At 73.0% G+C, this 25,813-nt stretch carries 24 protein-coding genes; 9 read left to right on the top strand and 15 right to left on the bottom strand.

Annotated elements, in window-relative coordinates:
* Positions 1 to 4: 4 nt before the first annotated feature.
* Positions 5 to 1,606 (bottom strand): glycosyltransferase 87 family protein, encoded by a 1,602-nt coding sequence (locus tag V6V47_RS23810; RefSeq protein WP_334630544.1) that lies wholly within the window; start codon positions 1,604 to 1,606, stop codon positions 5 to 7.
* Between the two features lie 40 nt (positions 1,607 to 1,646).
* Positions 1,647 to 2,195, bottom strand: a complete 549-nt coding sequence (locus V6V47_RS23805; RefSeq protein WP_334630543.1) for a hypothetical protein — start codon at positions 2,193 to 2,195, stop codon at positions 1,647 to 1,649.
* Between the two features lie 110 nt (positions 2,196 to 2,305).
* Between V6V47_RS23805 and V6V47_RS23800 the strand changes: the two genes are divergently transcribed.
* The 3 genes from V6V47_RS23800 to V6V47_RS23790 all read left to right on the top strand — a co-directional run bounded on the left by V6V47_RS23800 (position 2,306) and on the right by V6V47_RS23790 (position 4,656).
* On the top strand, positions 2,306 to 2,983 hold the full coding sequence (locus V6V47_RS23800) for a class I SAM-dependent methyltransferase (protein WP_334630542.1): 678 nt from the start codon (positions 2,306 to 2,308) through the stop codon (positions 2,981 to 2,983).
* Between the two features lie 117 nt (positions 2,984 to 3,100).
* Positions 3,101 to 3,970, top strand: coding sequence for a DUF4397 domain-containing protein (locus tag V6V47_RS23795; protein ID WP_334630541.1), 870 nt, complete (start codon positions 3,101 to 3,103; stop codon positions 3,968 to 3,970).
* Positions 3,967 to 4,656, top strand: a complete 690-nt coding sequence (locus V6V47_RS23790; RefSeq protein WP_334630540.1) for a class F sortase — start codon at positions 3,967 to 3,969, stop codon at positions 4,654 to 4,656. The genes V6V47_RS23795 and V6V47_RS23790 overlap by 4 nt, the downstream gene beginning before the upstream one ends.
* Positions 4,657 to 4,736: 80 nt before the next feature.
* On the opposite strand, the gene V6V47_RS23785 is transcribed toward V6V47_RS23790, so the two are convergent.
* The 5 genes from V6V47_RS23785 to V6V47_RS23765 form a co-directional block, all read right to left on the bottom strand.
* Positions 4,737 to 5,087: a DUF2203 domain-containing protein gene (locus tag V6V47_RS23785; protein ID WP_334630539.1), complete on the bottom strand. Its 351-nt coding sequence runs from the start codon at positions 5,085 to 5,087 to the stop codon at positions 4,737 to 4,739.
* A 47-nt stretch (positions 5,088 to 5,134) separates the two neighbouring features.
* Positions 5,135 to 5,953 carry a pyrroline-5-carboxylate reductase gene (gene proC / locus V6V47_RS23780; protein WP_334630538.1) on the bottom strand — a complete coding sequence of 273 codons (819 nt, stop codon included), beginning with the start codon at positions 5,951 to 5,953 and terminating at the stop codon, positions 5,135 to 5,137.
* Positions 5,954 to 6,075: 122 nt separating this feature from the next.
* On the bottom strand, positions 6,076 to 7,104 hold the full coding sequence (locus tag V6V47_RS23775; RefSeq protein ID WP_334630586.1) for a 6-phosphofructokinase: 1,029 nt from the start codon (positions 7,102 to 7,104) through the stop codon (positions 6,076 to 6,078).
* A gap of 159 nt (positions 7,105 to 7,263) precedes the next feature.
* Positions 7,264 to 7,767 (bottom strand): pyridoxamine 5'-phosphate oxidase family protein, encoded by a 504-nt coding sequence (locus V6V47_RS23770; protein WP_334630537.1) that lies wholly within the window; start codon positions 7,765 to 7,767, stop codon positions 7,264 to 7,266.
* Positions 7,768 to 7,858: 91 nt separating this feature from the next.
* A complete protein-coding gene (locus tag V6V47_RS23765) occupies positions 7,859 to 8,356 on the bottom strand; it encodes a polyadenylate-specific 3'-exoribonuclease AS (RefSeq protein WP_334630584.1) in 498 nt (165 codons plus the stop codon).
* A 291-nt stretch (positions 8,357 to 8,647) separates the two neighbouring features.
* Between V6V47_RS23765 and V6V47_RS23760 the strand changes: the two genes are divergently transcribed.
* Positions 8,648 to 9,340, top strand: a complete 693-nt coding sequence (locus V6V47_RS23760) for a Crp/Fnr family transcriptional regulator (protein ID WP_030337710.1) — start codon at positions 8,648 to 8,650, stop codon at positions 9,338 to 9,340.
* A gap of 88 nt (positions 9,341 to 9,428) precedes the next feature.
* Here the strand turns inward: V6V47_RS23760 and V6V47_RS23755 are convergent, their stop codons facing one another.
* Positions 9,429 to 9,626: a hypothetical protein gene (locus tag V6V47_RS23755; RefSeq protein WP_334630536.1), complete on the bottom strand. Its 198-nt coding sequence runs from the start codon at positions 9,624 to 9,626 to the stop codon at positions 9,429 to 9,431.
* A gap of 171 nt (positions 9,627 to 9,797) precedes the next feature.
* Here V6V47_RS23755 and V6V47_RS23750 point away from each other — a divergent pair, with 171 nt between their 5' ends.
* Positions 9,798 to 13,322: an adenylate/guanylate cyclase domain-containing protein gene (locus V6V47_RS23750; RefSeq protein ID WP_334630535.1), complete on the top strand. Its 3,525-nt coding sequence runs from the start codon at positions 9,798 to 9,800 to the stop codon at positions 13,320 to 13,322.
* A gap of 40 nt (positions 13,323 to 13,362) precedes the next feature.
* On the opposite strand, the gene V6V47_RS23745 is transcribed toward V6V47_RS23750, so the two are convergent.
* Entirely contained in the window at positions 13,363 to 14,049 is a 687-nt protein-coding gene (locus V6V47_RS23745) for a lysophospholipid acyltransferase family protein (protein ID WP_334630534.1), read from the bottom strand.
* Positions 14,050 to 14,390: 341 nt separating this feature from the next.
* Between V6V47_RS23745 and V6V47_RS23740 the strand changes: the two genes are divergently transcribed.
* A complete protein-coding gene (locus V6V47_RS23740; protein WP_334630533.1) occupies positions 14,391 to 15,233 on the top strand; it encodes a DUF308 domain-containing protein in 843 nt (280 codons plus the stop codon).
* A 173-nt stretch (positions 15,234 to 15,406) separates the two neighbouring features.
* Positions 15,407 to 16,897 (top strand): alpha,alpha-trehalose-phosphate synthase (UDP-forming), encoded by a 1,491-nt coding sequence (locus tag V6V47_RS23735; RefSeq protein WP_334630532.1) that lies wholly within the window; start codon positions 15,407 to 15,409, stop codon positions 16,895 to 16,897.
* Positions 16,898 to 16,910: 13 nt separating this feature from the next.
* On the opposite strand, the gene V6V47_RS23730 is transcribed toward V6V47_RS23735, so the two are convergent.
* The 6 genes from V6V47_RS23730 to V6V47_RS23705 all read right to left on the bottom strand — a co-directional run bounded on the left by V6V47_RS23730 (position 16,911) and on the right by V6V47_RS23705 (position 22,166).
* Entirely contained in the window at positions 16,911 to 17,723 is an 813-nt protein-coding gene (locus V6V47_RS23730) for an alpha/beta hydrolase (RefSeq protein WP_334630531.1), read from the bottom strand.
* The gene (locus V6V47_RS23725; RefSeq protein ID WP_334630530.1) at positions 17,720 to 19,126 is read right to left on the bottom strand and encodes a flavin-containing monooxygenase; all 1,407 of its coding nucleotides are present in this window, start codon (positions 19,124 to 19,126) and stop codon (positions 17,720 to 17,722) included. Before V6V47_RS23725 ends, V6V47_RS23730 begins: the two co-directional genes overlap by 4 nt.
* 114 nt (positions 19,127 to 19,240) lie before the next feature.
* Entirely contained in the window at positions 19,241 to 19,945 is a 705-nt protein-coding gene (locus tag V6V47_RS23720) for an endonuclease/exonuclease/phosphatase family protein (protein WP_334630529.1), read from the bottom strand.
* Positions 19,946 to 19,956: 11 nt separating this feature from the next.
* Positions 19,957 to 20,904, bottom strand: coding sequence for an ROK family glucokinase (locus tag V6V47_RS23715; protein ID WP_334630528.1), 948 nt, complete (start codon positions 20,902 to 20,904; stop codon positions 19,957 to 19,959).
* A 70-nt stretch (positions 20,905 to 20,974) separates the two neighbouring features.
* Positions 20,975 to 21,679 (bottom strand): hypothetical protein, encoded by a 705-nt coding sequence (locus V6V47_RS23710; RefSeq protein WP_334630527.1) that lies wholly within the window; start codon positions 21,677 to 21,679, stop codon positions 20,975 to 20,977.
* Between the two features lie 31 nt (positions 21,680 to 21,710).
* Positions 21,711 to 22,166, bottom strand: a complete 456-nt coding sequence (locus V6V47_RS23705) for an SRPBCC family protein (RefSeq protein ID WP_334630526.1) — start codon at positions 22,164 to 22,166, stop codon at positions 21,711 to 21,713.
* Positions 22,167 to 22,286: 120 nt separating this feature from the next.
* Here V6V47_RS23705 and V6V47_RS23700 point away from each other — a divergent pair, with 120 nt between their 5' ends.
* Together V6V47_RS23700 and V6V47_RS23695 are read left to right on the top strand one after the other, a co-directional pair.
* The gene (locus V6V47_RS23700; protein ID WP_334630525.1) at positions 22,287 to 24,101 is read left to right on the top strand and encodes an AMP-dependent synthetase/ligase; all 1,815 of its coding nucleotides are present in this window, start codon (positions 22,287 to 22,289) and stop codon (positions 24,099 to 24,101) included.
* Positions 24,102 to 24,115: 14 nt separating this feature from the next.
* On the top strand, positions 24,116 to 25,807 hold the full coding sequence (locus V6V47_RS23695) for a GAF domain-containing sensor histidine kinase (RefSeq protein ID WP_334630524.1): 1,692 nt from the start codon (positions 24,116 to 24,118) through the stop codon (positions 25,805 to 25,807).
* Positions 25,808 to 25,813: the final 6 nt, after the last annotated feature.

Below are 25,813 nucleotides of genomic sequence, written 5' to 3'. Positions count from 1 at the left end.
CGACTCAGCGGGCGGTCGCGCGAAGCGCGGCCGCCAGCTCCTCGTCGTAGTCGGCGATGGGCCGGCCGTCCGCCGCGTAGGCGACGAGCCGGCCCTGCGCCATGCTCGCCGACCGGAACGAGAACAACCGACTTCCCGGGTACGCGGCGAGCAGCGGAATGGCCCGCGGTGCCCCACCGGGCGCCGAGTAGTACTCCAGTCGCGCCACCTGCGGTGCCACCACGCCGTTGACCCGCACCTTGGTCTTCTCTGCGCGGGTGCCGAAGGTCACCGGCGCCTCGGTGCCGTACGCGGCGCACTCGACCGGGCCACGGCAGACGAAGAAGTATCGCGGGTTGATCACGTCGTCGAGCGAGTACGCCTTGAAGGTCGGGTCCGCTCCGGCGGGCAGCGGTTGCACGGCGAAGAACGCGACCGCGACCGTTGCCGTGATGCCCACCCGCCACCAGGCCCGCCCTACGGTCGGTCGTCGGGTCGTCCGGGCGGCGGTGACGGCGACACCGCCGAAACCGGCGAGGCACAGCAGACACACGCCGACGGTGCGGGCGTTCTCGAACAGGAACTGCACCCCCGGCCGCATCGACACCGGGCTCAGCACCGCGCCCAGCGAGACGACCATCGTGCCGAGCAGCGCCGCGCCCGCGACCCGTCGGGTGACGCCGGACGCGCCGATCAGCAGCATCGCGGCCAGCACCGGCCACACCTGGTGGTGCGTCCACGACACCGGGGACGCGGCCACGGTCGCACAGCCGACGAGCACCGCGCCGTGCCCGGGCCGGCCCCGCACCGTCAGCTGCCGGGCCCGCAGCAGCGCCGCCGCGCAGATGAGCGCCACCAGTGCGGCCCAGAGCAGCGGCAACGTCGCCGCGTCGACCCCGACGCGCAGCAGCATCCCGTGCAGGGACTGATTGCCCAGCGAGGCCAGGTTGCCGATCCTGGAGGTCTGCCGCACGGCCTCGGTCCAGTAGGTCCAGCTCTCCCCGGGCAGCACGATGGCACCGAGCGCCGCGCAGGCCAGGAACGTCGCCGCCGCGCGCCCCGCGTCGCGGTACCGACCGGTGGCGAGGAAGTACGCCACGAACAGCAGCGGGGTCAGCTTGATCGCCGCGGCCACCCCGACCAGCACCCCGCGCAGCCGTGGTGGGACCACGCCCATCCCGTCGAGCAGGGCCATCAGCACGATGAAGATGCTGACCTGCCCGAAGCGCAGGTTGCTCTGCACCGGCGCGGAGAGCATCAGCACCGTTGCCGCCACCGCCACGACGAGCGGACGCCGGGACCGTCGGACGGTCAGCGCGACACCGACCGACCCGGCGATGGCGACGACCGCCGCGCAGGTGGCCAGCAGCCAGATCCCCTGCAGTACGCCCTCGCTGACGGCGGTGATCGGCCCCAACGCGAGCGCGGCGAACGGCGGATAGGTGAACGGCCCACCGTTGTCCGCCACGTACCCGTACAGCGGACGCCCGCCGTGCAGATCGGACAGCGCCCCGTAGTAGATATGCAGGTCGGAGAGGCGGTCCTCGCGCCGCAGCACGAGCACACAGGACACCGACGCGACGACGACGAAGGCCGCCCACGCCAGGACGACCCGGCGATCCCGCATCAGCCGAGGATACGAGAACGCGCCAGCCGCCGGCGGCCCGTCACGCGTCGGACTCTGGCCTCGCGTCACCGACCGGGCGGCCCAACCGGCGGGTCAACTCCGCACGTAGCCGGTGAACGTCCGGCGTGACGCCGACCAGGGACACGTGGATCTCGTGCGGGCGCCGGATCCGGCCCTGGTCCCACAGCCCCAAGCGACCCCACTCCCAACGGTCCAGGACCGGCCGGGTCCGGTCCGCGTCCACCGGCTCGACCACCAGGATCGGGCTGAACCGGCCCCGAACCTCGGCGAGGGCCAGGTCGGGCCAGTCGATGCGTACGGCCAGGCCGCCGGACAGCGTCAGTTCGAGGAAGTCAGGGGTCAACCGCAGCGGTAGCCCACCCTGGCGGCGCAGCTGCCCGGCGGAGCCCAACACCGCCAGCAAGATGATCGGACCGTGCGGAAACATCTCGTACCAGGGATTGCCGAACGCGGCGTTGAGCGGCGCGAACACCGCCAGCCACAGCAGCCAGGCACCGCCGATGCGGGCCAGGACGCGCCAGCCCGACCGCCGGAACCGGACCTCCCCGGGATCGATCCCCGTCTCCATGCTCCCGCAGTAACCTCCCCTCCGCGAGCGCAAACACCGGGTGTCGGCGCCGGGTCTGCCGAGGGAAGAACGGGCGCCGCGCGGTGAGCGTCGATCCGTAGCATCGACGGATGGGAGCGACGAGCAGACCGGCGTACGACGCCCACGCGGACTGGTACGAAGGCTTCATCTCCGGCTCGGGCGACTATCTCCGGCGGGTGCACACCACGGTGGCCGATCTGCTGGGTGTCGGTGAGGGGCCCTGTCTCGACATCTGCTGCGGCACGGGTGCGCACGCGTCCGTGCCGCTCGGTCTGGGTTGGACGCCGGTGGGCGTGGACCTGTCCGGCGGGCAGTTGCGGCACTCGGTCGGGCGGCTGCCGGTGGTGCGGGCCGACGTTGCGGCGCTGCCCATCGCCGACGCGGCGCTGCCCGCCGCGCTGTGCGTGCTGGCCAGCACCGACGTGCCCGACTATCCGGCCGTCCTGCGCGAGGTCGCCCGGGTGTTGCGGCCTGGCGGGCGGTTCGTGCACGTGGGCGTGCACCCATGCTTCGTGGGTACGTTCGCCGACTGGAGTGACCGGCCGAACGTCACCATCGACGCGCGGTACGCCGACCGGTCGCGCAGCTTCGCCAGTTGGAACACCACCGGCGTACGGGCCCGGGTGGGCGCCTGGCACGTGCCGCTCGCCGACCTGCTCAACGCTTGCGTGGCCGCCGGTCTCCGGCTGGTCCGAGTGGCCGAGGCGGGGCCGGGCGGCGTACCGGATCTGTTCGGCTTTCTCGCCGTACGCGACCAGGAGCGGTAGCAGGGTCGGTGACAAAAACTCGCCAACATCGGCGTGACAACTTGCGTCGTGGTCCCGTACACGGGACTCTGTTCCCTGGGTTGCCGCCCGATCACCGAACGTGCCCCCGGAGGCGACATGCACATGCTTCGTACCGTGCCCCGCCGGCTGCTGGCCGGCGCTGGTGCGCTCCTACTCAGCACCGCCCTCGCCGCTGCCGGCACGCCGGCGCCGGCCAGCGCCGCGGCCGGCGCGGACACCGTCGGATACGTCCGACTCGCCCACCTCTCCCCCGACACCCCGGAGGTGGACGTCTATCTGGCCGCCCCCGACGCCGCCAAGCCGAAGGTCTTCCACGGCGTCGGCTACGGCGTGGTCTCCGACTACCTGGAGCTGACCCCCGGCCGGTACGCGGTCGCGATGCGCCAGGCCGGCGCCCCGGCCAGCGACCCCCCGGTGCTGACCACCGAGGTCGCGGTGACCAGCGGTGAGGCGTACACGGTCGCCGGTGTGGGCCGACACGCCGACCTGGGGCTGCGGGTGCTCAACGACGACCTCAGCGCACCGACCCAGGGCCGGGCGAAGGTCCGCGTCGTGCAGGCGTCGGTGCGCACCCCGGTGCTCGACGTGGCCGCCGCCGACGGGCCGAAGATCGCCGACGGCGTGCAGTTCGCGACCACCACCGAGTACCAGCAGGTCGAGCCGGGTAACTGGCGGCTGCGGCTGGCCGGTGCCGGTGGGCCGAGCACCGACGCCGAGGTGCGGCTGGCCGGCGGCGCCGTCTACTCGCTGCTGGTGCTCGACGCCAAGCAGGGCGGGCTCACCGCCGAGCTTCGTCGCGACGCCCAGGGCGGCACCGTCGTCCCCGCCGGCGGTGTGGACACCGGGGCCGGCGGCACCGCGGGGACCGGATTCGGCGCGTACCCCCTGATTGCCGGCGGGCTGGCCGCGGCGGCCGTCGCGGTGGGTCTGCTGCTGTGGCACCGGCGGCGGCGCACCACCTGGTGAGCACCGCGCCCGACCCCGCGATCCGACGGCACCGTGACCGCCGGGCACCGCTGGCCGCGCTGGTCGCGGCCGGCGCGGCGGTCTGCCTGGCCGCCGGGACCGGGGTCCGGCGGGGCAGGTCGCGGCCGGCACGGCCGCCGCCTAGCTTCCACCCCGGTTGTGCCGACGACTGCCCGTCGGCGACCGCCGCGCCGCCGCCGGCGTCCACACCCCAGGGTCCACCCACCCGGGTACGCGTGCCGCGGATCGGGGTCGACTCCACGCTCACGGTGCTCGGTCTGGACCGCACCGGCGTGCTGATTCCCCCGACCGACTTCGACAAGGCCGGCTGGTACGGCGGCGGCCCGGCCCCCGGCGACACCGGCCCGGCCGTCATCGCCGGCCATCTGGACTCGCAACGCGGCCCGGCGGTCTTCGCCCGGCTCGGTGAGCTGCGGCCCGGCGACCGGGTCGAGGTGTGGCGCGGCGGGCAGCGGGTGTCGTTCCGGGTGACCGGATCACTGCGTACGCGGAAGGACCGCTTCCCCACGGCCGTGGTGTACGGTCCGACGCCCGGCGCGGAGTTGCGTCTGGTCACCTGCGGCGGCGACTTCGACCAGCGGCGCGGGCACTACCGGGACAATGTGGTGGTGTTCGCGGTGACCGAGCCGGCCGGTCCGCTGCTGCCCGACTCCGCCGCCGGCTGACCCGGCGGCAGCGCAGAACGCGCGACGGCTCAGATCCGGCGACGGCTCAGATCCGGCGGCGGCTCAGTCCCTGCGACGGCTCAGATCCGGCGGCGGCCGGCGAAGCCGCACTCGACGCGGTGGTACCAGCGCACGTCGGAGTCGCCCTCGAGCCAGCACCAGAGCACGACCCGGCCGTCCCGCTCGCCGGGAAAGTCGAGCAGCACCGGGGCGATGCCCTTGACCTGGATATCGTGCTGGTGCAGCTCGTCGACGACGGCGTGCAGCCGGGCCTCCAGCCCCTTGACCTCGGCGAGCCCGCCCAGGGCGCTGGCACCGTGGTCGGCCAGATCAGCGCGCAGCTCGGCCAGGTCGGCCCGGATGCGGATCAACTCGTCGACGCGCGGCCGCAGAGTGGCCACCAGGTGCCGGGCCTGGGCGAGTGTGAACACCGGGTCAGTATGCGGCACGCCTCGACGCGCCCCGGGCCCCGGCGACGTCAGTCGGCCTGAGCGGCCAGCTCGCGAGCCCGATCCCGGGCCGCCTCCAGCGCGGCGAGCAGCGCCGCCCGGACGCCGTGCTTCTCCAGCTCACGAATGGCCGAGATGGTGGTGCCGGCCGGCGAGGTGACCGCCTCGCGCAGTTTCACCGGATGCTCGCCGGAGTCCCGCAGCATCACCGCGGACCCGATCGCGGTCTGCACGATCAGCTCGTGCGCCACCTGCCGGGGCAGCCCGAGCAGGATGCCGGCGTCGATCATCGCCTCGACCAGCAGGTAGAAGTACGCCGGACCGGAGCCGGAGAGCGCGGTGACCGCGTCCTGCTGCGACTCGGGGACCCGGATCGTCTGGCCGAGAGGCTTGAACATCTCCTCGGCCAGCGCCAGGTGCGCTCCGGTGGCGTACGCGCCCGCCGAGATCGCCGTCATCGCCTCGTCGACCAGCGCCGGGGTGTTGGTCATGACCCGGACGACCGGGGTGCCGTCGGGCAGCCGACGGTTGAAGAAGCTGGTGGGCAGCCCGGCGCAGAGCGAGATGACCAGCTTGTCCGCGGGCACCTTGGGGCCGATCTCGTCCAACAGGGCGGCGGCGTCCTGCGGCTTCACCGAGACCGCGAGCACGGCCGCCTCGTCCACCGCAGTCAGGTTGTCGACCACCCGTACGCCGTAGCGGGCGGTCAGCTCCTCGGCGCGGGCCGGCCGGCGGGCCGTGGCCAGCAGCCGATCCACCGGCCATCCGGAGCGCAGCAGCCCGGAGAGCATCAACTCACCGATCTTGCCCGCGCCAACTACCGCAACGGTGTGCACCCCGGCTGACATCTCGCCCGTACCTCCTGGCTGGCTCCGGCTCCGGCTCCGACCCCGTCGATCTAGGGCGGATCGTCGTGAGTTGATCTCATCGAACAACAAAGTGCCCTAGATCGACGGGGGGGCAGGGCCGATCAGCTGCCGAAGAAGACCTCGGCCTCGGCGTACCGCTCCAGCGGAACGGTCTTCAGCTCGCGGGTGGCCTCCGCGAGGGGCACCCGGACGATGTCGGTGCTCTGCATCGCGACCATCTTGCCCCAGTCGCCCTCGTTGACCGCGTCGATGGCCTGCAGGCCCAGGCGGGTGGCGAGCACCCGGTCGAAGGCGGTCGGGGTGCCACCGCGCTGGATGTGGCCCAGCACCACGGTGCGGGCCTCCTTGCCGGTCTTGGCCTCCAGCTGCTCGGCGAGCCACTGGCCGATGCCGCCGAGGCGGACGTGACCGAACGAGTCCAGCTCCTGGTTGTGCAGCACCATCTGGCCGTCGAGCGGCTGGGCACCCTCGGCGACCACGACGATCGGGGCGTACTGGTGCTGGAAGCGCTTCTCGACGTAGCCGGCCACCTGGTCGACGTCGAACTGCCGCTCCGGCAGCAGGATCACGTTGGCGCCACCGGCCAGGCCGGCGTGCAGGGCGATCCAGCCGGCGTGCCGGCCCATCACCTCGACGACCAGGGTGCGGTGGTGACTCTCCGCGGTGGTGTGCAGCCGGTCGATGGCCTCCATCGCGATGTTGACCGCGGTGTCGAAGCCGAAGGTGTAGTCGGTGGCGCCCAGGTCGTTGTCGATCGTCTTCGGCACGCCGACCACGTGGACGCCCAGCTCGTAGAGCTTGGTGGCCACGCCGAGGGTGTCCTCGCCGCCGATCGCGATCAGCGCGTCCACGCCCTGGCTGGCGAGGTTGTCCTTGATCCGCTCGACGCCGTTCTCGATCTTGAACGGGTTGGTCCGCGAGGAACCGAGGATGGTGCCACCGCGGGGCAGGATGCCACGGACGTCGGCGATGCCCAGCGGGCGGGACAGACCCTCCAGCGGGCCCTTCCAGCCGTCCTGGAAGCCAACGAACTCGTGATTGTAGGTGGCGACGCCCTTGCGGACCACCGCCCGGATGACCGCGTTGAGTCCCGGGCAGTCGCCGCCGCCGGTGAGCACGCCGATACGCATGATCCGCTCATCCTCCTGGAGCATCAGGTAAAGCCCGATATGCCCCAGGATATGTGTCAGGTCAGACCATCGGCGCCGTTGCCGGCCCGGGGCGGGCCGTCACTGCGCACTGTAGTCGGCCTGCCGGCACACCGACAGCGCGCCCCGGGACGGCCTGGGTCAGTAGGTGACCTCGTGGTTCTCCCCGGCCTTCGGCGGTCGGCCGGTGACCGCGGCCTTGGCGAAGCCGAGCAGATTGACCACGGTGCTGTTCGGCGAGTCCCAGTACTCGGCGGAGCTGGCGTGCACCTTGACCAACGTCAGGCCGGGGGTGTCCAGGCCGTCCGGGAACCAGGCCCTGAGCAGCGGGTTCCACAGCCGCTCGGCGCGGGCCCGGTCGAACCCCTCGGTGGCGGTGCCGGAGATCGACACCCAGGCGTTGTGCCGCTGGTCCGAGAAGGAGACGTTGACCTCCGGGTTCACCCGGATCTGGCGGACCTTCGCCGAGTCGGCGGAGGCGAAGAACCACAGGTCGCCGTCGAACTCGGCCTCCTGCAGCCCCATCGGCCGGCTCATCTGCCGCCCGTCGACGGCGATCGTGGTCAACATGCAGATCCGGGCGGCCCGGGCCAGCTCGGTGACCCGGCTGCGGGCCTCGGCGGCGCTGGTCGGCTCATTGCTCATGGCACTCTCCCTCGGCTCGACTGGCCGAACGATGCCCTGGACAGAACCGGTCAAACCTTCGGCGTGACGGCCGCTCACCTGCGGCCGCCGCTCAGCTTGCCGTCATCGCCCGCCAACGGGCCAGGTTGTGCCGGGCATCGACCAGGGCGTCGTGTCGGGCCGCGTCCGCGTCCGGCAGGGCGGGCCGACCACGGTCGTCCCAGAGCTGCCGCAGGTCCTTGGTGAACCGCGGGATCTCCCGCGGCAGCGCCGGCATCGCACCCCAGAGCTGGGCGAGCACCACATGGTCGTACGCGGCGTACCAGGCCCACAGCTCGATCTGCTCACCCGGCCGGTCCCGGACCGGTTCGATCAGGAAGTCGTACAGGTCGTCGCGGATGCGCTCCCGCGAGCGCCAGGCCCGGTCCGCTGGCGAGGGAAGCTTGTCCAACACGTTGCGGCGGACCCAGGGCACGGCACGGGAGTCGTCGAACTCGGTGGAGACCGCGTAGAACTCGCGGCCGTACTCGTCGATGACGCCGATCGAGACGAGGTCGACGATCCGGCCGTCCTCGATGAACTCGCAGTCGTAAAAGTAGCGGTAGACCATTCCGGCCATCCTCGCCCACCGCCGACGGGCGGTGGGCGGCGGGGCCCGGGTCCGGCACGCCCGGACCGGCGACGACCCGCGCGGACGGTCCGGATCGACCCTTATCCTGCGGTACGCCGCAGCTCGCGACGGTCACGGAAGTGCGTCGAGGGGTGTACAGCAAGCGACCGGACCGTCATGATCTGATGTGTACCGCTACCGGACGCCGACCTGGTGTCAGTTCACCTTGTCAGGGCCATCTGTTCGCCCGGTGAGCGAGTTTGTGGTCCTTGACCGGGGAGGGGTTGGGCCGTGGAGGTTCGCCTGCCGGAGCCGGGTGACGCGCTCACGGGCGTCGAGATGTTCGCCGGCCTGGAGCCTGAGGTGCGCCAACGGGTCATCGCCGCGGCAGTCCCCCGCACCTACCGCAAGGGCCAGCTGCTCTTCGTGGAGAACGACCCGGGTGAGTCGCTGATCGTGCTGCGCCGGGGCGCGGTGGCCGTGTTCCGCACCGCGCCGACCGGCGAGCGGGCTGTCCTGTCGGTAATCCGTCCACCGGACGTGCTCGGCGAGGTCTCCCTGCTCGACGCCTCCACCCGGTCCGCCTCGGCCGAGGCCATCGAGGACTGCGCGGCGCTCGCGCTCTCCCGAGGGGCGTTCATGGAGCTGGTGCACTCCAACCCGCGCATCCTGGACGCGGTGATGCGGTCGCTGGGCGGGCTGATCCGTCGGCTCACCGAGCAGAACGCCGACCACGTCTTCCTCGACCTGCCCGGGCGGGTGGCCAAGACGCTGGTCCGGCTGGCCGGCGAGAGCCAGGCCCCGATGATCACGATCGAGCTCAACCAGAGCCAGCTGGCCGAGATGGCCGGTGGCTCCCGGCAGAGCGTCAACCAGGCGATCGGCTCCTTCGCCAGCCGAGGCTGGTTGCGCACCGAGGGCCGGCGGATCGTGGTGACCGACGTGGCCGCTCTGCGCCGCCGCGCCGGCATGAACGACCGCTGACCGATCGACACGCGCACCGGGACGACCACGAAACGGCCGGGCCACCCCAGGGGCGACCCGGCCGCGTCGTCGCGTTATCGGCGCGGGGTCACACCCCGGGGCTGCCCGGCCCGGCCCACTTGTTCGGGCCGTTGTCACCACCCTCCGGGCCGTGGGACTGCTCGATGACGATGCCCTCGGCCTGCAGGGTGGCGAGCGTGGCGGCGTCGACGTCGACCGAGTCGCCCGCCGAGTGGCTGACCCCGTTGCCGTCGGTCCAGTCACTCTCCAACTTGACGTACACCATTGACCTGTCCCCCTCTGGTCGCTGACTCAACATGTGGCTGCCTCAATATGGCCGCTCGAATGTAGCTGCTCAGCCGGCCGTTGACTGTCCACAAACCAACAGCCCGGTACCTGACAGCCGCCCCGGCGGCGATACTCGCTCTGGGCGACGCCGTGGGCGTCCGATTCGTCAGTGGAGGGTGTCATCGCCGCGCAGTGCGAGCGCTGTGGACGCTCCGCCGCCGATGGCGACCGCTTCTGCGGTGGCTGCGGGGCCGAGCTCGGCGCGGTGTGCCCGCACTGCCTGCGTCCCCTCGCCTCGGACGTCACGTTCTGCACGTCGTGCGGGTCACCCCGACCGGGGGCGGACCGGCGGGCCACGGTCGCCCCGCAGGAGGACCGCCGCCGGGTGAGCGTGCTCTTCGTCGACCTGATCGACTTCACCCCGTACGTCGAGCGGGCCGACCCGGAGCAGGTCCGCGGCATGCAGACCGGGTTCTTCTCCGCCGCCCGTCGGGTCGTCGGCCAGTACGGCGGGGTGGTGGAGAAGTACATCGGCGACGCGGTCATGGCGCTCTTCGGCGCGCCGATCGCCACCGAGACCGACGCGCTGCGCTGCGTACGGGCCGGGCTGGAGTTGCAGCGGGTGCTCACCCGGTTCGCGCCGACGGGCAGCACCGAGCTGCGCTTCCGGGTCGGGGTGGCCACCGGCGAGGCGTTGGTCGACGTGGCCGCCGCCCGCGACGGTGGGCAGGCGATCGTGGCCGGCGACGTGGTGAACACCGCCTCCCGGATGCAGTCGGTCGCGCCGCCGGGCGGGGTGCTGGTCTGCGGCACCACCCACGCCCTGACCAAGGACGCGATCCGTTACGAGGAGCAGCCCCCGGTCACCCTGCGCGGGCGTTCGTCGCCGACCGAGGTGTGGCTCGCCCTGTCGCCGATGCGCCAGCAGCCGACCGACCGGGAGCCGGACACCACGCCGCTGATCGACCGGGAACATGAGCTGGGCATGCTGGTCAACGCCCTGCACCGGTCACTGCGCGACCGGTTGCCGCAGGTGGTGACGGTCTTCGGTCGGGCCGGCATCGGCAAGAGCCGTCTGCTGCGGGAGCTCTACCGGCATGCCGGCCGGCTGGTCGACGAGCCGCTGACCTGGCAGACCGGCCGCTGCCCGCCGTTCGGGGAGAACGTCACGTTCGCCGCGCTCGCCGACATCGTCAAGTCCGAGGCCGGCATCCTGGACACCGACCCGGCCGGCAGCGCCGCGCAGCGGCTGGCCGCGGCCGTCGGCGAGCTGATCGGCCCGGGCGAGCGCAACCGGGTGGTGGACGCGCTGCGCCCGCTGGTCGGCCTGCCCGGCACCCCGCTGCCGGCCGAGGAGGCCGAGTCGGCCTGGCGGCGCTTCCTGCTGGCGATGGCCGCCCGCCGCCCCACCGTGCTGGTCTTCGAGGACCTGCACTGGGCCGACGACGCGATGCTGCGCTTCGTGGAGCTGCTCGGCGCGGCGGCCCGCGAGGTGCCCTTGCTGCTCCTCTGCACCGCCCGCCCGGAGCTGGTCGACCGGGACCCGAGCTGGGCCGGCACCATCACCGGTTCGGTGACCATCACCTTGCCGCCGCTTCGCGACACCGGCATCGCCGCCCTGTACGCGCACATGTTCGGCCAGGCCGCGTTCTCCGCCGACATGCTCAGCCCGCTGATCGAGGTGGCCGGCGGCAACCCGCTCTACGCCCACGAGTACGTGCGGATGCTGATCGAGCAGGGCGCGCTGCGCCAGTCCGGGCGGGGCTGGTCGCTGGACAAGCAGCTTGAGTTGACCATGCCGGAGAGCGTGCACTCGGTGATCGCCAACCGGGTGGACCTGCTGGACGCCAAGGACCGCGCGGTGCTGCTGGCCGCGTCGGTGGTCGGGGTGCAGTTCTGGCCGGGCGCGGTGGCCGCCGCCCTGGGGCAGCAGGTCGAGTCGGTCGAGCGCTCGCTGCGCCGGCTGGAGCAGCGCGACTTCGTGCACGAGCAGTCGGCGTCGACGATGGCCGGGCAGGCCGAGTTCCGGTTCCGGCACGTGCTGGTGCGCGACGTCTGCTACCAGCGGCTGCCGCGTACCGAGCGGGTGGCCCGGCACGAGCGGGCCGCGGACTGGCTCGACGCGCTGTCGCAGAGCCGCGACACCGACCTGGCCGAGGTCCTCGCCCACCACCGCTGGGCGGCGCACGAGATCGCCCGTAGCCTCGGGATGGAGGTCCGGCGGTACGCCGGGCCGGCGCGGCAGGCGCTGCACCGGGCGGCCCGGCGGGCGTACGCGCTGCACGGCCTGGACGCGGCGGCCAGCCACGCCGGGCGAGCGCTCGGCCTGGCCGACGACGGCGACCCGGTGGGCCGGCTCCAGTTGGAGCTGCTGAGCACCGAGATCTCGTTCTACCGCGACGGCAACGCGTTCCTCTCCGGTGGTGGGCCGGAGCAGGTGCACACGCTCGCCGACCGGCTCCTGGCCCACGGCGACGACGCCTGCGCCGCCCGGGCCTGGACGCTGCTCGGCCAGGCCGCCTGGCTGCGCGCCGACCGCGGCGACGCGCTGGCCTGCCTGGACCGCGCGGTGCAGCTGTTCGAACCGCTGCCGGACACCCCGCAGAAGGCCGACGCGTACGCCGAGCTGGGCCGGTTGCACATGCTCAACTACGAACGGGACCCGGCCGTGACGGCGGCGGACACCGCGGCGGAGATCGCCGAGCGGCTGGGGTTGACCGAGACCCGCACCAACGCCCGGATCACCGCGGCGACCGCCCGCTACAACTCCGGCGACCGGGTCGGCCTGGACGAGTTGCACGCGATCGTCGAGTTCAGCCGCGCCGGCCAACTGCTCGCGCTCCCCCGGGCCACGCAGAATCTCGCGTACGCGATCCGGGAGGAGGGCGACTGGCTGCGCTCGGACGCCCTGCTCTCGGCGGCGCCGGCCCGCACCGCGAGCGGTCAGACCCTGACCACCAGCTACTCGGCGGAGGCGATGCGCGCCTGGTTCGACGGTGACTTCGGTCGGCTGCTGGCCGCGGCGGAGGCATTCGTGGACACTCCGACCGGCAGCTGGGACATGCAGGTACGAGGGCTGCGCTGCTGTCTGCTGGTGCTGCGCGACGACGAGGATCCGGACGACGTGGATGACGCGCTGGCGACCGCGCGGCGCAGCGGGTTCCACCGGCTGCACTGGACGATGCTGAGCATGGCCGCGCTGTGCCGAGCCCTGCAGGATCGGGGCGCCGAGGCGGCGGAGTTGATCGACGAGCTGGACCGGTCCTGGTCGGCGGTGCCGGCGCTGGCCAGCGGGGAGTGGATCGCCGCCGCCGCGTACGCCGCCGCACTTGCCGGCCGGGACACCGCGGTGCGGGTCCGGACGATGCTCGATCGGGTCGGCCACCGTACGCCCTGGTCGGAGGCCGGGTTGCGGACCGTGACGGCGGCCCTGGCCGCAGCCGACGGCGACCACCGGCGCTCGGCGGAGCTGCACCTGGCCGCTGCCGAGACCTACGGCCGGATCCCCGACGTCAGCGACCGGATGCTGGCGCTGGCGTTCGCGGCGGCGGAGCTGAGCCTCGCGGGCGACCCGGCGGCCGCCCGGGCGCCGCGCGCCGAGGTGCGCACCTTCGCCCTGCGCAACGACGCCCCCGGGCTGCTCGCGCTGGCCGGCCGGCCGATCACCCCGACCGGGCCGGCGGTGGCCTGTTGACCCGACCGCGACGGCTCGCGCGCGGCTGCGCGGCACGGGCTCAGGCGGCGACCGGTGCGGGCTCCTTGAGCTTCTGCGCGTAGATGTCGACGTACTCCCGACCGGAGAGCTCCATCAACTCGTACATGATCTCGTCGGTGACCGCGCGTTCGACGAACCGGTCGCCGGCCAACCCGTCGTAGCGGGAGAAGCTCAGCGGCGCGCCGAAGCGGATGCGCACTCGGTCGATCTTGGGGATGAGCTTGCCCGGCGGTTGGATCTCGTCGGCGTTGAGCATCGCCACCGGCACCACCACCGCGCCGCTCTCGAGCGCGAGCCGGGCCACCCCGGTCTTGCCCCGGTAGAGCCGCCCGTCCGGGGATCGGGTGCCCTCCGGGTAGATGCCGGCCACTCCCCCGGCGCGCAGCACCTGCAACTGGGTGTCCAGCGCGGCGCGGGCCGCTCGGCCCCCGGAGCGGTCCACCGGGATGGTGCCGGTGCCGACGAAGAACATCTTGGTCAGCCAGCCCTTGATCCCCTTGCCGGTGAAGTACTCGGCCTTGGCCACGAAGGTGACCTTCCGCGGGGTGATCAACGGGGTGAAGATCGAGTCGGAGAAGGAGAGGTGGTTGCTGGCCAGGATCACCGGCCCGTCCCCCGGCACGTGGTGCAGCCCCTCCACCTGCGGGCGGAAGATCAGCTTGAGCAGCGGACCGAGGATGACGTACTTCAACAGCCAGTACAGCACCGGCGTCCTTCCCGTGGCGTGGTCAGGACGGCGCCCTCGCCCGTGCGGCGTACCCGCCGGGCGGTGCCGCCGTCGCCGACGAGCCTACGAAGCGCGGACTCTCACCACAACGGACGAAGGTCGGGTCTGACTCGTCCTGATCGCGCCTCCTCCAGTTGGCAGATGATGAGCAAGAACGGACAAACGTGCACCGCCGCGACCAGCGGGCGGGTCCCCGACTTTGGAAGACGCGACACAACGCACTCCCGGAACCGGGCCCTGACGTGTCACGATTCAGAGCACGGCGTACGGACGGGGCGCCGAGGGGCCGCGCCGGAAGGCGCGTTGAGGAGGATGTCCGGGTGTCAGCGGGTGGGGCCCGCCGGGGACGGCGGGACAACGGGCTCGACGCGAACGAGTACGCCGTGGTCGGCGACGTCGATCCGCGGGTCGGTGAGCACCTGCTCGACGTGCTGGCCGCCGGCGGCATCGCCGCCTACCTGCAACCTTCCGCCGATCTCAACCCGGTCACCCGCACCACCACCGTCCCGCCCCGGCCGGTCGACCGGCTCTACGTCGACCGTTCGCACCTGACCACCGCACGCGACTACCTCACGCAGCTCGCCGACGAGGCCACTCCCGAGCAGCCGAGCCGCGACGAACCGGACATCGACGCCGAGTGGGCACGGATCGTCGCCGGCTTTCACACCACCTCGACGGCCGGCGAGCACCCGTGGCCCGCCGCCGAGGACGTGGACGACCGCGACGGGCCGGCCGCCGGCCCGCTGCCCCGCTCGGGCGGCGGCGACGAGGCGGGGCCGACCGCCACCGACGTCCGCCGGCTGCCGTCCGCCACCGACATCTCCGGGATCTCGATCGGGCGTGGCACCCGGCCCGACGAGCCCTCGCTGCTGGACGGGCTGGACACCTTCGGCGCGGACCTGCCCGACGACGACGAGGACGAGGGCTACCACCCGCCCCCTCCGCCGCCGCTGCCCCGGGTCTCCAAGTACGCGGTGGTCGGCGCCCTCAGTGTGGTCCTCGGGTTCGCGCTCTTCCTCTTCCCGTCGCTGCTCCCGGTGGACCGCTCGGCGGTCACTCTGTTCGGGTTCACCGGCATCCTGGCCGGCTTCGTCACGCTGATCTGGCGGCTGCGCCCCGGCGACGAGGACGATCACGACCCGGACGACGGCGCCGTCGTCTGACGCTGGCACGCCGGCTGCCGGACCGCATCCCGGGACGACGTCGCCCCGCCCGGGCCGTAACAGTGGTGTAACTTACTGTCAGTAGGAATACCGTTGTACGTCACTTCCCCCGCTGACTGACCGGTTTTTCCTTGCTCGTGGCGGTCAGTCCTCTGCTGATCGGAATGCCCGAGATGCGACAGAGTTCCCTCGTGGTGGTAGCAAACCGCCTTCCCGTCGACGACGATCTGGCGCCCGACGGGGCCTGCGAGTGGCGGCGCAGCCCAGGAGGGCTGGTCAGCGCTCTGCACCCCCTGCTGAAGCACACCCCGGCGACGTGGGTCGGCTGGGCCGGCGGCACCGGGCCGGCCCCCACGCTGCCGGACGTGGACGGGGTCCGGATGCACACGGTCGCCCTCACCCAGGAGGATCTGCGCGACCACTACGAGGGGTTCGCCAACGCCACCCTCTGGCCGCTCTACCACGACGCCGTCGAGCAACCGCAGCACCATCGCCGGTGGTGGGAGGCGTACCAGCGGGTCAACCAGCGCTTCGCCGAGGCGACCGCCGAGGTGGCCGAGCCCGGCGGGGTGGTCTGGGTGCAGGATTACCACCTGCACCTCGTCCCCGGCCTGCTCCGCGCACTCCGACCGGATCTGCGCATCGGGTTCTTCCTGCACGTGCCGTTCCCGCCGCCGGAGCTGTTCATGCAGCTTCCCCGCCGCGCCGAGCTGCTGCGCGGAATGCTCGGCGCCGACCTGATCGGCTTCCAGCGCGCCCAGGCGGCGCACAACTTCGCCCAGTTGGTGGCGAAGGTGCTGGAGCTGCCGGCGACCGACCGACGGATCGGCGTCGACGACCGGGTGGTGCGCATCGGCGCGTTCCCGGTCAGCATCGACACCGCCGAGATGGCCGCGCTCGCCGCCCGCCCCGATGTGGCGGCCCGGGCCCGCCGGCTGCGCCAGGATCTCGGCGACCCCCGCCAGGTCATCCTCAGCGTGGACCGGATGGATTACACCAAGGGCATCGAGCAGCGGCTCAAGGCGTACAGCGAGCTGCTCGCCAGCGGCGACGTGAAGGTCCGCGACACGGTGCTGGTGCAGGTCGCCATGCCGAGCCGGGAGCGCGTCGGCCAGTACCAGATCCTCCGCGAACGGATCGAGCGCGAGGTGGGCCGGATCAACGGCGAGTTCGGCCGGGTCGGCGAACCCGCGATCCACTACCTCACCCAGCCCTTCGACCGGGCCGAGCTGGCCGCGCTCTACCGGGTGGCCGACGTGATGGCGGTAACCCCGCTGCGCGACGGCATGAACCTGGTCGCGAAGGAGTACGTCGCCGCCCGGGTGGACGACAACGGCGCGCTGCTGCTCAGCGAGTTCGCCGGCACCGCCGCCGAGCTGTCCCAGGCGTACCTGGTCAACCCGCACGACCTGGAGGGGCTCAAGCAGGGTCTCCGGGCGGCGCTGCGGGCGAGCCCGGCCGACGTCACCGAGCGGATGCGGGCCATGCGCGCGCACCTGCACCGGCACGACATCCGGGCCTGGGCCCGCTCCTACCTGAGCGCCCTGGACGAGAACGGTGCCCTGGTCGGCCGCCTGACCAGCGCCGACGGCACCCCGGAGGCCGTCCGGGTGCCGAGCCCGGCGAGCCGGGCCACCCCGGCCACCCACCCCGCCGGCGGCTGAGCGCCTGGTCTCCTCAGCGCGCCGCCGGCTCCTTTTCCAGCCAGTCCAGTATGGCGTCGATCGGCTCCGACCAGCGCGCGTCCAGCATCAGATCGTGCCCCATGCCGGGGAAGAGCAGCGGAGCCGAACCGTACTGGCGGGCCACCCGGTTCAACGCCGACGTCGGCACCACCCGGTCGTCGGGGCTGCCCAGCACCAGCATCGGCGGCGCGCCCACGGCCGGCTCGGCGTGCGGCGAGCCCAGCAGCGACCACTGCGCCCGGCGGCCGGCCCGACCGAGCCGACCGACGTACTGGCGGGCCTCCGCGTCGGGCAGCTCACGGCTGAACAACTGCCCACGGCTGAGCCGCAGCGGCCCACCGAACGCCGCCGGCAGCGTGCCGGCCGGATTACGACGCAGCGCCGTACCGAGCACTCCCCAGCCGCCGAAGACCGGCGCCACGAGCACCGCACCCCGCGCCGGGTAGCGGGCCAGCGCGTGCGCCACCACCAGAGCCCCGGCGCCGTGCCCCACCAGCACCGCCTGACGCGGCAGGCCCGCGGCCACCTGGACCACATCATGGGCGTACGCGCGCAGCGTCGCGTCCGGCGCCGGCTCGCTGCCGCCGTGCCCCCGCAGACTCACCGCGTGCGCCGGGAACCCGCGCTGAGCCGCGTGCCCCAGCCAGTGCTCGGCGAACGCCCACGCGCCGTGCCCGAAGCCGGGAACGAAGAGCAGCGGCGGCCGCCCCTCCTCCAGCTCAGGCGTGGCGCTGAGCACCTCGCGCCGGGCCGGCCGGACCGGGCGGGACCACTCCCGCCCCCGCATGATCCGCAGCTCGCTCATTTGCTCTCCAGGTCGTGCAGGGCGCGCTCGACGGCGCGCAGGTAGTCGGCGTGACCGACCTCGAACCAGTGCCGGCTGCTGTCCTTGACCTGCGCGGAGTAGCGTTCCCCGGCCCGGTCGCGCACCCGCTGCGCGAACGCCGCGGCCCGCTCCGGCCGGTCCCGGCGGGCCTGCAGCAGCCGGGCGATGAGCACCGTCTGCCAGTGCGCCAGGGTGAACATCCCGGAGTCCGGCTGCAGCAGACCGGCCACCGCCAGCGTCGGGTGCCCCGGGGTGAAGGCGTTGAGCCACAACGTGGGCCGACCGACGCCGGCGCTGTCGCCGAACACCGACGCGTCGAGGAACTCGAAGCGCGGCAGGTAGCCGGTCGCGAAGATGACCAGATCCGGGTCGATCTCGCGGCCGTCGGCCAGCTCCACGGCGTACGGGCGGAAGCGCGCGACGTCGGGCACCGGGCCGATCTGCCCGTGGCCCACGTAGTAGACGAGCTGGCTGTTCGCGATCGGGTGCGTCTCGTACACCCGGTGGTCGGGCTTGGGCAGGCCGAAGCGGGTCAGGTCGCCGACGGTCAGCCGCAGCGTCCAGTGGTAGAGCCACTGGCGGACCCGCAGCGGCACGCGCAGCGCCAGCAGCGAGTCGTTGACCTGGTCGGCCGGGCGGCCGAGCACGTACTTCGGGGCGTACCAGTAGCCGCGCCGCGTGGAGTGCCAACAGGCCGACGCCTGCTGGGCGGCCTCGACCGCGATGTCGCAGCCGGTGTTGCCGGCGCCGACCACCAGCACCCGCTTGCCGCGCAGCTGCGCCGGGTCCTTGTAGGACGAGGCATGCATGATCTCGCCGCGGAACTCTTCCAGCCCCTCGTAGCGGGGCAGCTTGGGCGACCAGTTGTGGCCGTTGGCGATCACCACGGCGGCGTACTGGGAGGTGCGCTCCGGCCCGTACCCACCGGTGGAGCGGGTGGTCACGTCCCAGCGGTCTCCCGCGGCCGGCTCGACCCGGATCACCTCGGTGCCGAACCAGATGTGCGAGCGCAGGTCGAAGTGGTCGGCGTACCGCTCGAAGTAGCCGAGCAACTGGCTGTGGTGCGGGTAGTCCGGCCAGGAGTCCGGCATCGGGAAGTCGGGGAACTGGGTGAACGGCTTGGACGACAGCAGGTGCGTGCTGGCGTACACCGGACTGCGGTCGTGCCGCCAGTTCCAGGCACCGCCGACGCCGGTCTCCCGCTCGTAGCAGTCCACGCCGAACCCGTGCTCACGCAGGTTCTTGATGGCGGTCAGGCCGCTGGCTCCGGCCCCGATGACGCAGACCGTGTCGCCCCGGTCGGAGACCGGGCGGCCGTCGCGGCTCAACGCGGACGAGGTCGCTTCCGGGTCGGGCCGGCCGTGGTCGGTGGAGGTGGACACCGGGACATCTCCTTTTGTGCGGCACTCGTGCCGGTCGCCGCGAAATCCTCTCCACATCAGAGCCGGATGTCCAGCCCCGGCGCGGACGGATCGACGGGTCGCGCGGTCGGGGGGTCAGCCGGTGGTGGGCAGCAGCAGGTCGACCAGGACCGGGAAGTGGTCGCTGGCCCGCCGTGTCTGCGGGGTGTCCACCACGTCGTAGTCGACCACGGTGATCCGCGGGTCGACGAAGAGCGCGTCGATGCGCCGACGCGGCTCGGCGCAGGAGTAGGTGACCCGGTCCGCACGGTCGGCCGCCACGGCGGCGTCGGTCAGCCCGCGCGCCACGGTGGCCCACGCCGGTCCGTCCGGGCCCTCGTTCAGGTCGGCCCCGGCCAGCACCGGGCTGCTCGCCTCGTCCAGCCCGCGCTTGAACTCCGCGGCCTGCGCCGGGCGCTCGACCGGATCGGTGGACAGGTGGGAGCCGGCGAGGGTGAACCGGGCGCCGCCGACCCGGCACTCGGCGTACGCGGCACCGCGCAGGTGCCGGCCCGGGGTGAGCGGGAAGCGCTGGCATCTAGTGCCACGCACCTGCACTCGCAGGCTGGTCAGCAGCAGGTTGCCCAGCGCGGGCAACCCACCGGCAGCCACCACCAGGCCGAACGACTCGGCCAACGTGGCGGACTTCTGCCGCCACCGGAAACGGCGCGGCCCCTCCTGCACGATGACCACGTCCGGCGTCGCGGCCCGGACCACCGCCGCCAGCGCGGCGGTGTCGTCGCGCTGGCTGTGGATGTTGTACGACACGACGCGCAGCGGCACGCCGGCTTCCTGGCCCATCCCGGCCCGCCTCAGATCCGGCGGGCCAGGTCGGCGGCGCCGATCACCCCGGCGCTGTTGCCCAGCTCGGCGGGGACGATCTCCGCCACCGGCAGCCGGCCCCGCTGGGACAGCGCGTCGAGGTACGAGCGGCGGGTCGGGCCGAGCAGCAGGTCACCGGCGTCGATCACGCCGCCCCCGACCACCAGGATCTGCGGGTCGAGGATCTGCGCCATGTCGGCGAGGCTGGTGCCCAGCCATCGGCCGATCTGCGCGAACGCCTCGGCGGACACCGGGTCGCCGTCCTGCGCGGCGGCGGTCACCATGTGGCCGGTGATCGCCTCGGCGTCACCGCCGGCCAGCTCCAGCAGTGCGGTGCCCCGCTGCGGCTCCTGCCGGGCACCGGCCCGGGCGAAGCGGACCAGGGCGCTGCCGCTGGCGTACTGCTCGATGCAGCCCAGCCGGCCGCAGCCGCACTGGTGCCCGTCCGGCACGGCCAGCATGTGGCCCAGCTCCGCCGCGATGCCGTGCGAGCCGCGCACCAGCTCGCCGCCGAGCACGATGCCGCCGCCGACGCCGGTGCCGATGGTGAACATGACCATCGAGTCGTCGGCGTCGCGGGCCGCGCCGTAGCGGAACTCCGCCCAGGCGGCCACGTTGGCGTCGTTCTCCACGATCACCGGCAGGCCGACCGCGGTGCCGACGTACTCGCGCAGCGGCTCGTCCCGCCATGCCAGGTTGGGGGCGAAGAGCACGGTCGAGCGGGTGGCGTCGATCCAGCCGGCCGCGCCGATGCCGACCGACTCGATCGTCCGCCCGGCTGCCAGCTCGCCGACCAGCTCGATGATGACGTCCCGGGTCTTGCCGACGTCATCGGCGGGAGTGTCCCGTCGGGCCTGCACGAGGACCTTGCCGGTGTCGTCCACGACACCGCCGGCCACCTTGGTGCCACCGACGTCGACTCCGATGGTCAGCGTCACCGCTGCCGCTCCCCTCTGCTGTCCGCCCGCGTTCCGGCGACATGCCGGTCCGGGTCGGGATGTCCCGCGCTCAGGCGCCGTCGCCCGGCGCGTCCGCGCCGGTGCCGTCGGGCACCCGCGACGCGGGCACCACGGGTCGGCTGGTCGGCGCCGGTACGGCCACCGGCCCGGCCTCGTCGACGGGTGGTGCGACGGTCGGGGCGAGTGGGTCCGCGGTCCGGGTGGCGACCGACCAGACGTCCCGCTCCGGCGCCGGCTGAGAATCATGCCCGGTACGGGTGGCATCGCGCCACACGCGGTCGGCGGCGGGCCCGGCGGGCCGGTCGGCCGGGACGTGCTCGGGGGCCTCGTCGACGGTGGTCGCGTCGGCAGCAGCGGTGGGCCCCGGCCGGGGCGGGGCGGGTGTCGCCGGAGGATCGGCCGCGGGTGGCTCCGCCGGGGTGAACGCGCGCAACAGGCTGGCCACGCCGGCCGCCAGGTCACCCGCGCCGGTGGCGAGTCGTTCGGCGAACTCCGGACTCGGGTCACGCAACGCGGCGATGCCCCGACAGACCGGGCAGACGCAGCACTCCGCCGAACCGGTGGCGAAACCACCGCCAGTGCCCGGACGGCCGTCCGGGGCGGCGCTGTGACCGAGGACACCGGCCAGCATCCCGCCCAGCGGACCCCACGCGGCGCCGGCCGACCCGCTGGAGGCCATCCGTGCCCCCGCGAGCAGGGTGGCGACCAGCCGCTCCGCCTCTTCCCGGGCCGAACCCGGATCCGTTCCGCCCACCCTCGGCTCCTCTACCGTGCCGCCGGACGCGTCACTGCGCCGCACCAGGTGCTTCTACCCGGAGCTTGAGCTGCTTCAACGCGGTGTCCATGATCATCTTTTCGGCCTTGCGCCGGAACATGCCGAGCATCCCCACGGACAGCTCGACCTCCAGGGTGTAGGTCACCGTGGTGCCGCCGTCCGGGTTGCCCACCAGGTCGTACGAACCACGCTGGCTCTTCTGCATCTTCGACGGAGCGGTCAGGTGCCACTCGATCCGGGACAGGTCCTCGGCGTACTCGTAGGCGAGCACGTACTCGTCGGCCATCACCCCGGCGTCGATGGTGAAGTGCACCTGGCTCGCGTAGCCGTCCTCGTACTCCTCGACGACCTCGGCGCGGCGCACCGCCTCGGTCCATTCCGGGTAGCTCGCGAAGTCGCAGATGACCGCCGCGACCCGGTCCGGTGCCGCGCCGATGATGATCGACTGGGTGGAGGAGTCCGCCATGGGGCGAGGCTACCCGGCGGGCACCGGCCGCGCGCCGCGCCGTCCCCGCCGGGTAGGTTTCGACAGAGCCGATGCCCCAGGGGCGACCGGCCTGGCCAGTGCGAGCACGAAGGAGTGCAGGTGCGCGAGTTCTCCGTTCCACCGATCGTCACCGTTGGCGACGCGGCCAACCTCACCGATCCGGTCTGGGACAACGCCGAGATCGCGCCGGATGCCGTCCAGTTCGCCCGCCGCACCCCCACCGCCGACAGCACCGGCACCACCTGGGCCGAGGTGACCTGCCGCCAGTTCCGGGACGAGGTGGTGGCGGTGGCCGGCGGGCTGATCGCCGCTGGCGTCCAGCCGGGCGCCCGGGTCGCGCTGATGAGCCGCACCCGCTACGAGTGGACCCTGCTCGACTACGCCATCTGGGCGGCCGGCGCGGTCACCGTGCCGATCTACGAGACGTCCAGCGCCGAGCAGGCCGCCTGGATCCTCGCCGACTCCGGCGCGGTCGCCCTCGTGGTGGAGACCGAGGCGCACGCCACGCTGATCGCGAGCGTCCGGGACCGACTGCCCGAGTTGGAGCAGGTCTGGCAGATCGAGGTCGGCGGGGTCGACGAGCTGGTCGCGGCCGGCGCCGCGATCGAGGCGACCGAGGTGGAGCTGCGCCGCAAGGCCGTCCACGCCGGCGACCTGGCCACCATCGTCTACACCAGCGGCACCACCGGGCGACCCAAGGGCTGCGCGCTCACCCACCGCAACCTGTACGCCGACATCGCCAACGCGGTGCCGGTGCTGCCGAACCTGTTCAACGAGGGTGCCGCCACCCTGCTCTTCCTGCCGTTGGCGCACGTCTTCGCCCGCCTCATCCAGATCGGCGTGGTGCAGGCCCGGGCCACCATGGCGCACTGCCCCGACACCAAGAACCTGGTCGCCGAGCTGCAGGAGTTCCGGCCGACCTTCGTGCTCTCCGTACCCCGGGTGTTCGAGAAGGTCTACAACGCGGCCAAGCAGAAGGCCGAAGCCGACGGCAAGGGCGGCATCTTCGCCCGCGCCGAGCAGGTCGCCGTCGCGTACAGCGAGGCGCTGGAGACCCCGCGCGGGCCCGGCCTGGCGCTGCGCGCCCAGCACGCGGTCTTCGACCGGCTGGTCTACGTCAAGCTGCGTGCCGCGCTCGGCGGCCGGTGCCGCGACGCCGTCTCCGGCGGTGCGCCGCTCGGCGCCCGACTCGGTCACTTCTTCCGCGGCATCGGCGTGACGGTCCTGGAGGGCTACGGGCTGACCGAGACCTCGGCGGCCGCCGCGGCGAACCTGCCCGCCGGCACCAGGATCGGCACCGTCGGCCGCCCGCTGCCGGGCGTGACCGTGCGGATCGACGACGACGGCGAAATCCTGATCTCCGGCGACCCGGTCTTTCAGGGCTACTGGAACAACGAGGCGGCGACCGCCGAGGCGCTCACCGCCGACGGCTGGTTCCGCACCGGCGACCTCGGCCAGCTCGACGCCGACGGTTACCTGAGCATCACCGGCCGGAAGAAGGAGTTGATCGTGACCGCCGGCGGCAAGAACGTCGCCCCGGCGGTGCTCGAGGACGTGATCCGGGCGCACCCGTTGATCAGCCAGTGCGTGGTGGTCGGCGACCGCAAGCCGTTCATCGCCGCGCTGGTCACCGTCGACGAGGAGGCGCTGCCGACGTGGCTGGAGTCGGCCGGGTTGCCCGCCGACACCTCCGTCGAGCAGTTGCGTGAGCACGAGGGTCTGCGTAAGGAGATCCAGGCCGCCATCGACGCCGCGAACCAGGCCGTCTCCAAGGCCGAGGCCATCAAGGTGTTCCGGATCCTGCCCCACGACTTCACCGAGGCCACCGGCGAGTTGACCCCGTCGCTGAAGGTCAAGCGTCAGGTCGTCCACAAGACGTACGCGGCGGAGATCGCCGATATCTACCGGGGCTGACTACCATCCGTCACGTGCCCGCATCCACAACCGCCGCACCACACCCGCATCCCCTCGCCGCGGCCGCGCGCCTGGTGATGCTGGCGCTGGTCGCCGTCCTGACCCTGTTCGCCACCCGCGACGTCGCCCAGCTCGGATGGATCGTGTTGCTGGCGGTCGCCGGGCTGCCCGCGTTGCTCGCCCCGCAGCACCGACTGCTCGGCCCGCTGAGCCGGGTGGCCGAGGTGATCGTGCTGGGGCTGGCCGCGAGCCAGGTGGCGGCGGTCGCGTCGATCGGCGGCACGGTCGACGGGCTCGGCGCCTCGGCGCTGCTGCCCTACCTGGCGGTGCCGGTCACCGTCACCGCGCTGCGCCGCCGCTTCGCCGAGGGCGCCGCCCTGCTCGCGGTCAGCGCCGCCACCCTGCTGATCAGCGGCGCGCTGACCGAGGTCGGTGGTGGGCGCCAGCTCGGCCAGCTGGGTTACCTGGCGGTCTGCGCCCAGTGGCTGATCCTGGCCGCGCTGGGGCTCTACGCCGCCGGCACCCTGCACCGGCTGATGGCCGTCCGCGGTGAGGGCAAGCCCCAGCCGTACGCCGAGGCAACCCGGCTGCTGACCCAGCTCCGCACGGTGGCCCGGCAGCTGCCCGGAGCGACCCTGGACCCGGGCGGCATCTCCGAGCACCTGCTGGAGGAACTGCGGACGGTGTCCCGGGCCGACCGGGCCGCGGTGCTGTCGGCCAGCGGCGGTGGCCGGCTCGTGGTGCTCGCACAGGTCGGCGTGGAGCGGGTCGACTGGGAGACGACGCTGGACGCGGACTCGGCGATCGCCGACGCCTGGGCCAGCCAGCAGGCGCAGACCGCCGCCCGGTCGCAGTCCCGCTCGCACCGGGGCGGCGACGTCTCCGCACTGATCGTGCCGCTGGTCGCCGGGGTGCGCACCGTGGGTCTGGTGGTGCTGGAGGCGGACGCCGCGCACGCGTACCCGCCGCCGGTGGTGTCCCGGGTGACCGCGTTGACCCAGCCGGCCGCGCTGCGGCTGGAGGCGGCGTTGCTCTTCGACGAGGTCCGCTCGCTGGCCACGAACGAGGAGCGGCAGCGGCTGGCCCGGGAGATCCACGACGGGGTGGCGCAGGAGCTGGTGATGGTCGGCTACGGCATCGACAACGCCATGGCCACCGTCTTCGACGACGCCGAGGAGACCGCCGAGGCGCTGCGGACGCTGCGCGGCGAGGTGACCCGTGTGATCACCGAGCTGCGGCTCAGCCTGTTCGAGCTGCGCAGCGAAGTGGACCGGCACGGCGGTCTGGCCGCGGCGATCGCCGAGTACGCGCGCACCGTCGGCGCGTCCGGCGGGCTGCGGGTGCACCTGTCGTTGGACGAGTCCACCGCGCGGCTGCCGGCGGCCACCGAGGCCGAGTTGCTGCGCATCGCGCAGGAGGCCGTGACCAACGCGCGCAAACACGCCGGGGCCGCGAATCTGTGGGTCACGTGCGAGGTAGACCCCCCGTACGCGCAGATTGAAGTGTCGGATGACGGTCAGGGGATGGCTGACCAGCGCCCCGACGGGCGGTACGGTCTTGCGATCATGGCCGAGAGGGCGGAACGTATCCGGGGCCGGTTGGAGATCAGGCCGCGGCAACCGAGCGGCACGACCGTGGCGGTCGTCGTCGGCACCTCATCCCGGCGCGATAACGTGCGCGGTAGCGCAGCACCAGAAGGGGAGTAATCCGAG

The sequence above is a fragment of the Micromonospora sp. CPCC 205539 genome (assembly GCF_036906815.1).
Lineage (GTDB): Bacteria > Actinomycetota > Actinomycetes > Mycobacteriales > Micromonosporaceae > Micromonospora.
This window is presented reverse-complemented; position numbering and strand designations above follow the sequence as displayed.